The 14354-nt window shown below is 73.2% G+C and carries 12 protein-coding genes; 4 read left to right on the forward strand and 8 right to left on the reverse strand.

The genetic code is table 11. The annotated features are described in order from the left end of the window. Positions 1-2 precede the first annotated feature (2 nt). Genes ACUW6W_RS02805 through ccsB form a run of 3 tightly spaced genes read left to right on the forward strand, consistent with a single transcriptional unit; the run spans position 3 to position 3555 of the window. Positions 3-758 carry a cytochrome c biogenesis CcdA family protein gene (locus ACUW6W_RS02805; protein WP_206452077.1) on the forward strand — a complete coding sequence of 252 codons (756 nt, stop codon included), beginning with the start codon at positions 3-5 and terminating at the stop codon, positions 756-758. After that, on the forward strand, positions 755-2452 hold the full coding sequence (resB, locus tag ACUW6W_RS02810) for a cytochrome c biogenesis protein ResB (protein WP_216880282.1): 1698 nt from the start codon (positions 755-757) through the stop codon (positions 2450-2452). Before ACUW6W_RS02805 ends, resB begins: the two co-directional genes overlap by 4 nt. A gap of 2 nt (positions 2453-2454) precedes the next feature. Beyond that, positions 2455-3555 (forward strand): c-type cytochrome biogenesis protein CcsB, encoded by a 1101-nt coding sequence (ccsB, locus tag ACUW6W_RS02815; protein WP_060973988.1) that lies wholly within the window; start codon positions 2455-2457, stop codon positions 3553-3555. 15 nt (positions 3556-3570) lie between these two features. Here the strand turns inward: ccsB and ACUW6W_RS02820 are convergent, their stop codons facing one another. Beyond that, complete coding sequence (locus ACUW6W_RS02820; protein ID WP_206452075.1) at positions 3571-3975, reverse strand: PLDc N-terminal domain-containing protein; 405 nt, start codon at positions 3973-3975, stop codon at positions 3571-3573. Positions 3976-4044: 69 nt separating this feature from the next. Here ACUW6W_RS02820 and ACUW6W_RS02825 point away from each other — a divergent pair, with 69 nt between their 5' ends. Next, positions 4045-4320, forward strand: a complete 276-nt coding sequence (locus ACUW6W_RS02825; protein ID WP_010080315.1) for a DUF4229 domain-containing protein — start codon at positions 4045-4047, stop codon at positions 4318-4320. Between the two features lie 57 nt (positions 4321-4377). On the opposite strand, the gene ACUW6W_RS02830 is transcribed toward ACUW6W_RS02825, so the two are convergent. From ACUW6W_RS02830 to ACUW6W_RS02860, 7 genes are all read right to left on the reverse strand, one after another. Then, positions 4378-5250 (reverse strand): 1,4-dihydroxy-2-naphthoate polyprenyltransferase, encoded by an 873-nt coding sequence (locus tag ACUW6W_RS02830; RefSeq protein WP_206452074.1) that lies wholly within the window; start codon positions 5248-5250, stop codon positions 4378-4380. 127 nt (positions 5251-5377) lie between these two features. Then, positions 5378-6559, reverse strand: a complete 1182-nt coding sequence (locus ACUW6W_RS02835) for an AMP-binding protein (protein ID WP_206452073.1) — start codon at positions 6557-6559, stop codon at positions 5378-5380. A 66-nt stretch (positions 6560-6625) separates the two neighbouring features. Next, on the reverse strand, positions 6626-8191 hold the full coding sequence (locus ACUW6W_RS02840; RefSeq protein ID WP_206452072.1) for an aspartate-alanine antiporter-like transporter: 1566 nt from the start codon (positions 8189-8191) through the stop codon (positions 6626-6628). A 31-nt stretch (positions 8192-8222) separates the two neighbouring features. After that, on the reverse strand, positions 8223-9200 hold the full coding sequence (locus ACUW6W_RS02845; protein ID WP_206452071.1) for a 1,4-dihydroxy-2-naphthoyl-CoA synthase: 978 nt from the start codon (positions 9198-9200) through the stop codon (positions 8223-8225). A gap of 409 nt (positions 9201-9609) precedes the next feature. Further along, a complete protein-coding gene (locus tag ACUW6W_RS02850; protein WP_206452070.1) occupies positions 9610-10230 on the reverse strand; it encodes a hypothetical protein in 621 nt (206 codons plus the stop codon). 255 nt (positions 10231-10485) lie between these two features. Beyond that, positions 10486-12732: a S9 family peptidase gene (locus tag ACUW6W_RS02855; RefSeq protein WP_454179767.1), complete on the reverse strand. Its 2247-nt coding sequence runs from the start codon at positions 12730-12732 to the stop codon at positions 10486-10488. 102 nt (positions 12733-12834) lie between these two features. Beyond that, on the reverse strand, positions 12835-14325 hold the full coding sequence (locus ACUW6W_RS02860; protein ID WP_148408350.1) for an NCS2 family permease: 1491 nt from the start codon (positions 14323-14325) through the stop codon (positions 12835-12837). Positions 14326-14354 lie beyond the last annotated feature (29 nt).

A 14354-nucleotide genomic window follows, 5' to 3' on the forward strand; every position in this document is an offset into this window, starting at 1 on the left:
CCATGCAGAGCAACCCCTTCGCCGAGATCGCCCTCGACGGCTCCCTGCTGCTGGCCGCGCCGATCGCCGTGCTGGCCGGCCTGATCTCCTTCCTCTCCCCGTGCGTGCTGCCGCTCGTGCCCGGCTACCTCGGGTACGTCACCGGCCTCGGCGGGGACGTGCTCACCAGCCGCCGCCGCGGGCGCCTCGTGCTCGGCTCCGTGCTGTTCGTGCTCGGGTTCGCCGTGGTGTTCGTGGGCATCACCGTGGTGTTCACCCAGGCCATGGTCTGGCTGCGGCGCGACGGCGCCTGGGTCACCCCCGTGCTCGGCGTGCTCGTGATGCTCATGGGCCTCGTGTTCCTCGGCGGCGGCGGCCGGCTTCAGCAGGAGCGCCGCGTCCACTTCAAGCCCGCCGCCGGCCTGGTCGGCGCGCCCCTGCTGGGCATGACCTTCGGCCTGGGCTGGGCGCCGTGCATCGGCCCCACCATGGCCGCCGTCCTGGCCATGTCCACGGCCAGCTCCGGCTCCGTGGGCCGCGGCGCCCTGCTCGCCTTCCTCTACTGCCTCGGCCTGGGCCTGCCGTTCGTGCTCATGGCCCTCGGCATGGAGCGCGGCATGCGGGCCCTCGGGTTCTTCACGCGGCACCGCGTGCTGATCATGCGCCTCGGCGGCGCCCTGCTGATCGCGCTGGGCCTGCTCATGGTCACCGGCGTCTGGACCGCCTGGACCACGCAGCTGCAGCTGTGGTTCGCCAACGAATGGGAGATGCCCCTGTGAGCTCCAAGGCCGCCCGGACGCGCTCCGAGCCCGTCACCCTGCCGCGCCTCGGCCTGGCGGGCACCCTGCGCTGGATCTGGACCCAGCTGACCAGCATGAGCACCGCGCTCATGCTGCTGCTCCTGCTCGCCGTCGCCGCCGTGCCCGGCTCCCTCGTGCCCCAGCGCCGTGCCGGCCCCGAGATCGTGGACCAGTGGATCGAGGACAACCCCGTGTGGGGCCCCGTCCTGGACGCCCTGCAGTTCTTCGACGTCTACAACTCCGTCTGGTTCTCGGCCATCTACCTGCTGCTGTTCGTCTCCCTCGTGGGCTGCGTGTGGCCGCGCGCCATCCAGCACGCCAAGGCCCTGCGCCAGCCCCCGGCCCGCACCCCCCGCAACCTGACGCGCCTGCCGGCCTCCGGCGTCGTCGTCCTCGAGGAGGGCGGCCCGAGCCCCGAGGAGGCCGTGGCCAGAGCCCAGGCGTGGCTGCGCAAGCGCCGCTACCGCGTGGAGCGGCGCCTCGAGGACGGCGGCGCCTCCGTGGGCGCCGAGCGCGGCTACCTGCGCGAGATCGGCAACATCCTGTTCCACGTCTCGCTGATCGGCGTGCTCGTGTTCATGGCCTACGGCGGCATGACCAAGTACGGCGGGCAGAAGATCATCGTGGAGGGCGAGGGCTTCGCCAACAACCTCGTGGCCTACGACTCCTTCACCCCCGGCACCTACTTCAGCGCGGACGACCTCCAGCCGTTCTCCCTCACCCTCGACTCCTTCGACGCCGTGTTCGACCGCGAGTCCGAGACCCACTACGGCCAGCCGCTGGACTACACCGCCGTCATGGACGTCCGCGAGGGCTCCGGCGGCGAGCTCCAGCGCCAGATCCTCAAGGTCAACCAGCCGCTGGACATCGACGGCGTGCGCGTCTACCTCGTGGGCAACGGCTACGCGCCCGTGGTGACCATCCGCGACGGCGCCGGGGACGTGGCCTTCCAGGGCCCCGTGGTCACCCGCGTGTTCGACCAGAACTACGGCTCGCAGGCCACCATCAAGGTCCCCGACGCGCGGCCGGATCAGCTGGGCTTCGTCGGCTTCTTCCTGCCCACGGCGGTGGAGGACGAGAAGGGCGCCGCCTTCTCGGCCGACCCCGAGCTGCTCAACCCGGAGCTGCAGCTGAACTCGTACTACGGGGACCTCGGCCTGGACACCGGCCGCCCGCAGAACGTGTACGTGCTGGACACCGCATCCCTCACCGAGCTCAACAGCCGCACCAACGAGAACGGCGGCATCGTGCTCAGCCCGGGCCAGACGTATGAGCTGCCCGAGGGCAAGGGCTCCATCAGCTTCGACGGCGTCCGCCGCTACGTCGGCCTGGACATCCACTACGACCCGGGCAAGTGGGGCGTCGGCGTGTTCGCCGGCACCGCCCTGCTCGGCCTGGCGATCAGTCTGTTCGTCCGCCGTCGCCGCGTGTGGGTGCGTGCCCGCACCGACGACGACGGCCGCACCCGCGTGGAGTACGCGCTGCTCGCCCGCGGCGAGGAGTTCGGTCTCCACGAGGAGCACGTGGCCCTGCGCGCCGCCATGGAGAAGTGGTGGCCCATCGTCGCCGCCACCGAGACGGCCGACGACGCCGCGGCCGGTGCCGCCCCCCAGTCCACCCCCACCGCCCCCGAGACCCCCGCCGGCCCCGCCGACGCCCGATCAGGAGACTGACAGTGTTCAACCCCACGGCCCCCGTGAACGAGCAGCTGGCGCTGTACAGCGACCTCTTCATGCTCATCGCCGCGCTCGTGTACGCGGCGGCGTTCATCCTGTTCACCATCGACATGGCCACCGCCTCGGCCACCATCCGCCGCCTCGAGGCCGACCTCGCGGCCCAGCGCGGGCAGGTGCGCACCGCTCCGGCCCGCGAGACCGTGGGGGTCGCCGTCGGCGGGTCCACGGCGGTCGGCGCGAGCGCCTCCGACGCGGCCCGTCCGACCGGCGCCGCCGAGCGCGGCGTCGACGCGGACGGCGCCCTCGTGGACGAGGACATGGACTACACGGGCGGCGGCCGCCGCCCGGTCGCCAACGTGGCGGTGGCCGTGCTGGCCGTCGGCTGGGCGCTGCACGCGTTCGCCGTCGTCGCCCGCGGCCTCGCCGCCTCCCGCGTGCCGTGGGGCAACCTGTACGAGTTCATGACCACGGGCGCGCTCGTGATCACGACCGTCTACCTGCTGTTCCTCTTGCGCAAGGATCTGCGCTTCGTGGGCACGTTCGTCACCGGCATCGTCGTGGCGATGATGTGCGCGGCCACCATGGGCTTCCCGACGCCGGTGGGCCACCTCCAGCCGCCGCTGCAGACGCCGTGGCTCGTCATCCACGTGTCCATCGCCGTGCTTGCCAGCTCGCTGTTCGCGCTGACCGCCGCGATGTCCGTGCTGCAGCTGCTGCAGGACCGCGCGGAGAAGCGCGCTGCGGCGGGCGAGCGCTCGTGGGCGTTCCTGCGCCTCGTGCCGGCCGCGCAGGGGCTCGAGAACTGGTCCTACCGCCTCAACGCGATCGCCTTCGTGATGTGGACGTTCACCGTGATCGCCGGCGCCATCTGGGCCGAGGCCGCGTGGGGCCGCTACTGGAACTGGGACACCAAGGAGGTCTGGTCCTTCGTGATCTGGGTGGTCTACGCGGCGTACCTGCACGCCCGGGCCACCCGCGGCTGGACCGGTGCCCGCGCGGCCTGGCTGAGCATCGTGGGCTTCCTGTGCATCGTGTTCAACTACACGATCGTCAACACGTACTTCCCGGGCCTGCACTCGTACGCGGGTCTGCCCGGCTGAGTCCGGCGGGGCCCCTCAGGCGCGCGGCCCGTCGCCCTCCGGGTCGGCGTCGTCGTCGCCCTGCTCCCGACGACGGCGCAGCTCCTCCTCGCGGGCGCGCAGCTCGGCCTCGCGGCGGTCCAGGTCCTGCTCGCGGGCGTCCTGGCGGCGCTGCACGCGCAGGCTGCGCAGGAAGGCCTCGTCGTCGTCCGGGGCCCCGGTGGGCCGGGGCGCGGGGCGGCTGCCCGCGCCGGCCGGGCGGGCGCGGCCGAGCAGCAGCCACAGCAGCGGCCCCACGAGCGGCACGAGCACGATGACCGCCACCCACGCCGTCTTCGGCAGGCTGCGCACCTCGCGGGCGGGGGTGAGCAGCGCCTCGAACAGCGCGTAGAGGGTCAGTCCGGCGAGGATGATCGCGGCGGGGATGATGAAGCGGCCCATCCCGCCAGTCTAGGCGCGGGCTGTGGGGTCGGCGGGCGGGCGGGGCGTCCGTCCTCGTAGGATGGACCGGTGCGCATCTTCTTCTACGGTCTGGTCCGCGTGGTCGTCTTCGTCGCCCTGTGGGCACTGTTCTACTACGTGATGGACCTCGGGATGATCTTCGGAGTGATCGCGGCCACGATCCTGACGTTCGCGGTCAGCTACCTCTTCCTCGGCCGCCTGCGCACGGGGGCCACCGAGGACCTGTCCGCCGCGTGGGAGGGCCGTCCGGGCCGCCGGGGCCGCACCGAGACCGCCGACGCGGACGCCGAGGACGCCTACACCGAGGGCCGCTTCCGGGAGTGAGCCCCGCGGGGCGACGGCGCGGACCCCGCCGCCGACGCCGCGGTCATCCCGTACGGCTCAGAGCAGCGCGCCGAGGGTGAACGTGATCGCGTAGACGATCCCGATCACGCCGGTCGCCCGCAGCACCGGGATCAGCGCCCGGCGATCCTGTGCGCGCAGCACCGTGCGGATCGGCCGGATCGCGAGCAGGCCGCCGATCGGCACGAGCAGCAGCCCCGGGTGCACCGCCACCCAGAACAGCGGCAGCAGCAGGGCGACGGCCAGCATGACGCCGTAGGACGCCCGCGCGGGTCCGTCGCCCAGACGGGCGGCCAGCGTCATCTTCCCGACCTCGCGGTCCGTGGGGATGTCCCGGATGTTGTTGACCATGAGCAGGGCCGTGGAGATCAGCCCGCAGCCGATCGCGCCGGCCCAGGCCAGGCCGCTGACGGCGTCGGCCTGGGTGTACGTGGTGCCGAGGACGGCCACCAGCCCGAAGAACACGAACACGAACACCTCACCGAGGCCGAGGTACCCGTACGGCCGCTTCCCGCCGGTATAGAACCACGCGGCCAGCACGCAGGCGACGCCGACCAGCAGGAACCACCAGTGCCCCGAGAGCAGGATGAGCCCCAGGCCGGCCAGCCCGGCGAGGCCGAAGAACGCGAAGGCCGCCTGCTTCACCCGGACCGCGGGCACGAGCCCGGAGACGGTGAGCCGGAAGGGGCCGACGCGCTCGTCGTCGGTGCCGCGGATGCCGTCCGAGTAGTCGTTGGCGTAGTTCACGCCGATCTGCAGCGCGAGCGACACCACGAGGGCCAGCAGCGCCGCACCGAGGTGGAAGGAGCCGAGCTCCGCGGCGGCGGCCGAGCCGACGATCACGGGGGCGATCGCCATGGGCAGCGTGCGCAGGCGCGCGGCGGCGACCCAGTGGGAGAGCGTGGCGGCCATGGGCGGGGGTTCCTCCTGGGGAGCGGGGTGGGCAGCGGCGCGCGGCGGGCCGGGTCGACGGCGGCGCGCGGCCGGGGCCCGACGTCGGCCGGGCCCGGGTCATTCTCCCACGCGGGCGGGGCGTCGCTCAGCTGGCGGTGAACCGGGCGGCCAGGGCCTGCCGGTCCGTCTTGCCGGTCGAGAGCAGGGGCAGGGCGTCGAGGACGAGCCACGTCTTGGGCACCGCGGCCGCACCCAGCGCCGCGCGCACGTGGGCGCGCAGGACGGCCTCGTCGGGGGCCGCGGCCGGGTGGGCGGGCACGACGGCGGCGCACAGCCGCGCGCCCCACTCGGGATCCGGCACGCCGGCCACGTGGGCCGCCGCGACGCCCGGGTGCGCCTCGAGCACCGCGGTCACCGCCGCCGCGGACACCTTCACCCCGCCCGTGATGACGACGTCGTCCAGGCGGCCGGTCACGGCCAGCCGCACGCCGCCGTCGTCGGTGAGGGAGAGCACGCCCGTGTCCTCGGTCAGGAAGGCGCGGGCGCCGTCCGCGGCGGGGACGAAGTGGGCGGCGGTGCGGGCGGGGTCGTCGAGGTAGCCGGCCGCCACCATGGGCCCGGCCAGGCGCACGCGCGGCGGGGCGTCGGGGTCGTCCGGGGCCACCGCGACGGCGACGCCGGGCAGCGGCACGCCGTCGTAGACGCAGCCGCCGCACGTCTCGGCCATGCCGTAGGTGGCGGTGAGACGCACCCCCGCCGCCTCGGCCGCGGCCCGCAGCGCGGGATCGAGCCGGGCGCCGCCCACGAGCACACGGTCGAAGGAGCGCAGGGCCGCCCGCCCGGCCGGGTCGGCGTCGGCCGCGAGGAGGCGGGCGAGCTGGGTGGGGACGAGCGAGACGAGTCGGGGGCCGGCGTCGTCGGGCAGGGCGGCCGCCCCGGTGGCGAACGCCGCGGGCGTGAAGGGGCCCGGTGGCAGGGCCACGGGTGCGGTCCCGGCCGCGATCGAGCGGGAGAGCACGGCGAGCCCGGCCACGTAGTGCACGCCGAGGGCCAGCAGCCACGCCCCCTCGCCCCCGAGCCGCCGGGCCGTGGCCGCGGCCGAGGCGCGCAGGGCCGCGCCGGTCAGGACGATCTGCTTCGGCGTGCCCGTGGACCCGGAGGTGCGCACCACGGCGACAGCGTCCGGGTCCCCGCAGCGGCGCGGGTCGCGGGCCTCGGGCCGGGGGAGCGCGGCGCCGTCGGCGGTCAGCTCGACGGGGGCGCCGCCGTCGAAGGCCGCGGCGAGGGCGTCCGTGGCGCGGGCGAGGGCGTCGGCGGTGGCGGGCATGGCCCCGAGTGTAGGAGGCCCGGCGGTCGAACGGACCCGCCCGGCGGACCGGATCCGCCCGCCCGGTCAGAGCAGGAACGGCACGGTGGCGATCTTGACCACCATGATCAGCGCGAACAGCTGGGCGTACCCCTCGGTCACGCGGGCGTCGGTGGACCGGGAGAGCGCGTAGTCCAGGATCGCCGGCTGGCCCGTGATGCCCGCCAGCGCCCCGAACGTGCGATCCACGGACTGCCCCAGCAGCCGTGCCGCGGCGATGAGCAGGGCCGCGGTCAGCGCGGTGAGCACGGCGGACATCAGGATGGCCAGCCCGCCGACCCGGGTGAACACCGTCTCGAGGAACGCCGGGCCGGCGGCCAGGCCCACCACGCCCAGGAAGAGCATGAGGCCGAACTGCCGCAGCGTCAGCGCGATCTCCGTGGACGGCTCCCACACCGTGGGTCCCGTTCGGCCGATCGCCCCGAGGGCGAGGCCGACGAGGATGCACCCGGCCGCCGGGCCGAGGGAGAAGGAGGCCCCGCCCGGAAGCGGGATCGTCACCATGCCCAGCAGGTAGCCCAGCGCCATGCCCGTGCCCAGGGAGATCCAGTCCAGGTTCGAGAGCCCCCGGGTCGAGTTGCCGAAGAAGTCGCGCACCGCCTCCATCCGCGGCGCGGTGGTCACGATGAGCACCCGGTCGCCGACCTTGAGCTCGGTCTGCGGGGTGGCCAGCGACTCGACGTCGTCGCGCCGCAGCCGGGCGACGTCGGTGCCGAAGCGCTCGCGCAGGGACAGCGTGCCCAGGCGGCGATCGGCCAGGGCGCGGGCCGTGACGATGACCATGGAGGTCTGCAGCGGGTTCATCACCTGCGCCGGGTCGGCGTCGGTGCGGCGGCCGAAGGCCTCCACGGCCGCGTCGATGTTCTTCTCCGTGCCGTCCAGGACGACCTCGTCCCCGGGTTCGATCCGGTCGGCGGAGCCGGCGATCCGGGCCACGCCGCCGTGGCGCAGCGCCACCACGCGCACCAGCCCGTCGGAGATCCCCGGGATCTCCCGCACGGCGAGGGCGGAGGTGGCGGCCGCGGCGGTGAAGCGCAGCTTGCCGTCGGTCACCGGCGCCGGATCGCGCGGGGAGCTGCCCCACGGGCGGGCGGCGAGCAGGGTGATCGCGATGATGGTGCCGACCACGCCCACCAGGTAGGACAGCCCGTAGCCCACGGCCGGGGCCTGCCCGCCGGTGAGCTGGTTCGCCAGCGCCATCGCCGGCGTCGCGGTGAGCGAACCCGTCCACACGCCGATCGCCGTCGGCAGGTCCATGTGCAGCAGCGCGGCCAGCGGGTGCACCGTGAAGGCGGTGAGGACCACCACGACGACGGCGGCCAGCATCAGGGGCAGGTTGCGGCGCAGGTCCCGGAAGAACACCTTGCCGGCGCCGAGCCCGATCAGGTAGGCGAACAGGGCCAGGCCGAAGCTCTGGAACAGGGCCAGCCGGTCGCCGACGTCGGGCAGCACCGCCCCGACGAGCAGGCCCACGAACAGTGCTCCCGAGGCGCCGAGGCGGATCTTGCCCAGGGGGATGGTGCCGACGGCGGCGCCCAGGGCGACGGTGGCCATGAGGACGAGGATGGGCTGGTCGTTGAGCAGCGCGAGCATGGGCGGGTCTCCGTCCTGCCGTGGTGGTCGGTCAGAAGTGGTACGGGAAGGCGGACCAGTCCGGGTCGCGCTTCTGCAGGAACGCGTCCCGGCCCTCCACGGCCTCGTCCGTCATGTAGGCCATGCGCGTGGCCTCGCCGGCGAAGACCTGCTGGCCGGCCATGCCGTCGTCGGGAAGGTTGAACGCGAACTTGAGCATGCGCAGGGCCTGCGGGGACTGACGGTTGATGTCCGCGGCGTACTCGAGGGCGACCTCCTCGAGGCGCTCGTGGTCCACCGCCTCATTCACCGCGCCCATGGCCACCATCTCCTCGGCCGAGTACTCGCGCGCCGTGAAGAAGATCTCCCGGGCGCGCTTCTGGCCCACCTGCCGGGCGAGCAGGGCCGAGCCGTAGCCGGCGTCGAAGGAGCCCACGGTGGCGTCCGTCTGCTTGAACTTCCCGTGCTCGCGGGAGGCCAGGGTGAGGTCCGCGACCACGTGGAGCGAATGACCGCCGCCGGCCGCCCAGCCGTTCACGACGGCGATGATCGCCTTGGGGGAGGTGCGCATCAGGCGCTGAACCTCGAGGATGTGGAGGCGTCCGGCGCGGGCCGGGTCGATGGTCTCGGCCGTCTCCCCCTCGGCGTAGCGGTAGCCGTCGCGGCCGCGGATGCGCTGGTCCCCGCCCGAGCAGAACGCGTGGCCGCCGTCCTTGGGGGAGGGGCCGTTGCCGGTGAGCAGCACCGTGCCGACGTCCGGGGTCATGCGGGCGTGGTCGAGGGCGCGGTAGAGCTCGTCCACGGTGCCGGGGCGGAACGCGTTGCGGACCTCGGGGCGGTCGAAGGCGATGCGCACCGTCGGCAGGTCGCCCACCCAGCGGCCGTCGGCGTCGCGCTCCACCTGGCGGTGGTAGGTCAGGTCCTCGAAGTCGAAGCCCTCGACCACGCGCCAGCGCGTGGGGTCGAAGATGTCGGAGACCTTGTCCGGAAGCCGGTCGCGGTCCGGGTGCTCGGGGCTGTGTGGGGTCATGGCATCGAGTCTAGGTGTCCCCCCGGACCCCCACCGCTCGAGGTGATGTGTGTCACCGTGGGGGACGGGGGCCGGCGACGGTGCCCGAACGCGGGCGGGCGCCGCCGTGGGCTCCTCGCTCAAAACGTCTGGGCGAACTCAGGAGAGAAACGCAGCATGCTTTTCCATATTATTTCATCAAATCCTGTCGCATCCACCACTTCAACCTGCCCTTTAAAGCACCCGTTTCCCGAATGAAAGTGTTCTGGGAAATTCCCAGTTCCCAAATAGAATCGGGGCTCGAGGGGAAATTGACTAAGCGCCCGGGTGCGCGAAGCCGACCAAGTGCTCGTGTGGCAACAGGCAATCGGCCAGCTTGTGTACCAGAGGCGCGAGGGCGGCTGGGGTCTCCTCCCTGAATCGGACGACCTCAGCAGGCAAAAAAGGTCAGGCCGGTGAGGAAGATCTGCTGGGCCGTCGTTCCATCGGTGGACGCGAAGTACAGAGTGAAGGAGTTGATCGGGCCGGCGTAGGTGACCCTGGACCGGTTCGCCACGGTGTCGGACGTGACCTCACCGGCTGACACGGCGCTCACGGGCGATCCGGTCGTCCCGTTGCCCTGCAGGGGGGGGCCGTTGGTCACGCTGGTGGGTTCGGGGTCGAGCACGATGGCGTCACGGTACCGACTGCGCAGCCAGTCGACGTCGGCAATCGTGAACTGGAGGTTGGTCACGGGGCGGCTGAACGTGATCGTGAGTCTCTGCCCGCCAGAGCCGGACTGCTGGAGCAGCAGACCGTCCGCCCTCAGGTCTCCGAGTCCGTTGTAGCCCTGGTTGATGCCGCCGGCCGAGGTGAGGTTGTTGGGCGTCAGAGACTTGCCGCTGTCGGCGACGGTGTTCAGGGACAGGGTGATGGGAGTGCGGCCTGCGGCTGACCACGTGTAGGTGGACGGGGGCGTCCCATAAACGTTGGCCTGGGTGAACCTGCCCGTGAACGCGGCCGGGTTCGCGCATGAGACGGCGAAAGCCGGGGCTGCGGCGGCGGCTGCCACGGCCGGAACAGTCCAGGCCAGTCCGTGGGCCACGGTACGGCGGGACAGGGAAGGGGGCGAGGCGGGTGACTGAGGGTCCGTGAAGGACATGGGTTTCTCCGATGGTAGGGGAGCCGCCCGGCGGGCAGGTTGCCCAGCGTCAGCGCAGCGTTCGATTCACGGTGCTTCAAAGCATAGGGGTATCGCTGGCATCCTCGATAATCGGTGAGGGCTGCAGCTCCCCGGAGAGAGGGGCCGGATCGCCGGGCGGGCCGGTCAGTCCACCCGCGCCGTCGCCCCCAGCGCCGTCAGAAGGAACGCGTACTCCCACGCGGTGTCCTCCCAGCCCTGGTACCGGCCGGACGCGCCGCCGTGGCCGCCGTCCATCTCGGTGCGCAGCAGGATCGGGGCGCCGCCCTCGGCCAGGGGCGTGGCCTGGTCGCTCGTCACCGTCCGCCGCAGCTGGGCCACCCACTTGGCCGGCTCCACGTAGTGCACGCGGGTGTCGTTCAGGCTCGTCACGGCCGCGATCGCCGGGTAGTCCACCGCCCGCACGTTCTCGTACGGGGTGTAGGCGCGCATGGCCTCATACACGGCCGCGTCCTCGATCGGGTTGCCCCACTCCTCCCACTCGAGCGCGGACAGCGGCAGCTCCGGGTCGAGGATCGTGGTGAGCGCATCCACGAACGGCACCACCGCCAGGCACGCCCGGTACAGCTCCGGCGCGAGGTTCAGCACCGCGCCCATGAGCAGGCCGCCGGCCGAGCCGCCCATGCAGGCCACGCGCGCCGGGTCCGCCCAGCCGAGGTCCACGAGGTGCCGGGTGGCGTCCACGAAGTCTGTGAAGGAGTGCCGCTTGGCCAGCTTCTTGCCGTCCTCGTACCAGCGCCGGCCCAGTTCGCCGCCGCCGCGCACGTGCGCGACCGCGAACACCACGCCCCGGTCCAGCATGGACAGCCGGGCCACACCCAGCACGGGGTCCATGGACATCTCGTAGGAGCCGTAGCCGTACACCACGCACGGGGCCGTCCCGTCCGGCTTCACGTCGCGGCGCCGGATCACGGTGACGGGGATCCGCACGTCCTCCCCGGTCACCGACGACGGCTCGGACGCCGGCGCCCACACGCGCTCGGCCACGTAGTCGGCCGGGTCGTAGCCGGGCACCTCCGTCTCGCGGCGCCGGTGCACCTCGCCGGTCGCCGCCGAGACGTCCAGCACGCGCGCGGGCGTGATCCAGGACGTGTAGGCCAGCCGCAGGAACGGGGACTCGGCCGCCGTCGCGGACAGGTGGCACGCGTAGAGCTCCTCGTCGAACGCGGGCTCGCGCCAGTGCGCGGCCTGCCCGGCCAGCACGGCGTCCAGCCCGGCGACGACGACGCGCGGGGTCGTCTCCCGGCGCACGGCCAGGGCGGCGTGGGTCAGGGTGACCATGACGCCGTCGACCTTCACGTCCTCGCGGTGCGGCACGACGGTGCGCCAGGCGCCCCGGTCGGCGACGTCCGCCTCGGCGACCACCGAGAGCATCCCGTTGGGCGCGGAGACGGGGGCGCCGTCGTCGTCCAGGGCGCGGTCGTGGACCACGAGCAGCCGGCGGACGCCGTCGGCGTCGGTGACGGGCTCGACGTCGGCGAGCATCCGCCACGCGCGGGGGATCAGCACACGCGGGGCGGGCAGGGGCGTGGCAGGGTCCTCCGGCAGGTCGACCACGAGGGTCTCGGAGACCTCCGAGTTGCCGACGCCGATCAGCAGCTGGGTGCGGTCGGCGACGCCCTCGAAGCCGGTCCACATGCCCGGATCGGCCTCCTCGTGCAGGAGCACGTCCTCGGCCGGGTCGGCGCCGAGCACGTGGGCCTTGACCTGGTACGGCCGCCACGAGTCGTCCCACACGGTGTAGAACACGCGGGTGCCCGAGCGGTCGAAGCGGACGCCGTGGGCCACGTTCTCGACCGCGTCCGGCAGGTCCTCGCCCGTGGCGATCTCACGCACGCGCAGGGTGAAGCGCTCGTCGCCGGTGTGGTCCACGGCGTAGGCCACCCGGGTGGCGTCCGGGCTGATGTGCAGGCCGCCGAGCGCGAAGAACGGGTGACCCTCGGCCTCGGCGTTGCCGTCCAGAATCACCTGCTCGCCCGGCAGGGCGGCGTCCGGGGTGATGACGGGCGGGGTCCAGTCGGCCTCGAGGTCGCCGGTGTCGCGTGCGGGCACGCGGCAGTGGATCGGGTACTCGGCGCCCTCGCGGGTGCGCACGAAGTACCACCAGCCGTCCCGGCGGGCGGGCACGGAGCGGTCCGTCTCCACCGTGCGGGCCTTGATCTCGCCGACGATCGCCTCGCGCAGCGGCGCCTGCTCCGCGGTCACGGCCTCGGTGTACGCGTTCTCGGCGGCCAGGTGCTCGAGCACGCGGGGCTCCGCCTTGCCGCGCAGCCACTCGAAGTCGTCCTGGAACGTGTGGCCGTGGTGGCGGCGGGTCACGGGCTCGGCGGAGACGGGCGGCGGGACGGGGGCGTGCGAAGTGGTCTGGGGCATGCGGCCCATCCCATCACGCCGCGCGGGGCGGGGCCGACACCCCGCGCCGCACACGACGACGGCGGCGCACCGGGCCGGTGCGCCGCCGTCGGGGGTGGCGGGTCAGTTCAGGCCGAGGGCCGCCCGGACCACGCCGAGCCCGAAGTACGCGACGAACGCGAGCGCCACGAACCACAGCAGCGGGTGCACCTCGCGGCCGCGGCCCTGGCCCGTGCGGATCACCGCGTAGGCCACCACGCCGGCGCCGATGCCGTTGACGATCGAGTAGGTGAACGGCATGAGGATGAACGTGAGGAACGCCGGGAAGGCCGCGCCCGGGTCGGACCAGTCGATCTGCACCACGTGCTGGCACATCATGAACCCGACCACCACGAGCGCGGGGGCCACGGCCTCGAACGGCACGAGGTGGATGAGCGGGGAGAGGAACACGGCCGCGAGGAAGAACAGGCCCGTGAACACGGAGGCCAGGCCGGTCCGGGCGCCCTCGCCGATGCCGGTGCCGGACTCCACGAAGATCTGGTGCGCCGAGCCGGAGGCGCCGCCGCCCACGGCGACCGCGAGCGCGTCCGCGGCGAGCACCCGGTTCAGGTCGGGGATGGAGCCGTCCGGGTTCACGGTGCCGGCCTCGCGGGCCAGGCCCACGGAGACGCCCATCGCGTCGAAGAACACGGAGAGCAGGATCGCGAACACGAGCAGGGAGGCCATCAGCCCGCCCACGGAGGTGAAGGCGCCGAACAGGTCCACGCTGCCGAGCAGGTGCAGGTCCGGGGCGGTCCACTCGGGCAGGGAGGGGGCGATCAGGGACCAGCCGGTGGGCACGGCGTTCCCGTCGGCGTCCACGGAGGGGCCGATGTGGAACACGGCCTCCAGCACGTTGGCGAGGATCGTCGCCACGACGATGCCGATCAGGATGGCGCCGCGCACCTTGCGGATCACGAGGACCGCGGTCAGCAGCAGCCCGACGACGAAGACCAGCACGGGCCAGCCCTCGAGCTCGCCGCCCGTGCCCAGGCCCACCGGGACCGTGGTGTCGGCGGCGTCCGGCAGCCGACGCACGAACCCGGCGTTGACGAGGCCGATCAGCGCGATGAACAGGCCGATGCCCACCACGATGCCGGACTTCAGCGCCTCCGGGACCGCGTCGAACACGGCGCGGCGGAAGCCGGTCACCACGAGCACCAGCATCACGAGACCGGCGAGGGTGACGAGGCCCATCAGCTGGGGCCAGGTGAGTCCCGGCGTCGTGGCGATGGTGATGGAGACGAACGCGGAGACGCCCAGGCCCGCGGCCACCGCGAACGGGTGCCGCGCCCACACGCCCATGACGATGGTCATGACGCCCGCCACGAGCGCAGTCACGGCGGCCACGGCGGGGATGCCCAGGGTGTTCCCGGCCGAGTCGGGCCCGGACAGGATCAGCGGGTTCAGCACCACGATGTAGCTCATCGCCAGGAACGTGGCGAGGCCGCCGCGGAACTCCTGGCCCACCGACGAGCCGCGCTCGGTGATGCGGAAATACCGGTCCAGGGCGCCGCGGGGAGCGGCGGGCGACGGGGCGGGCGAGGGCGGTGGAGAGGCGGTGCGGGAGGCCATGGCACCAGCGTAGTGACCCGGTCCCACGA

Source organism: Micrococcus sp. 093350064-1 (genome assembly GCF_053627955.1).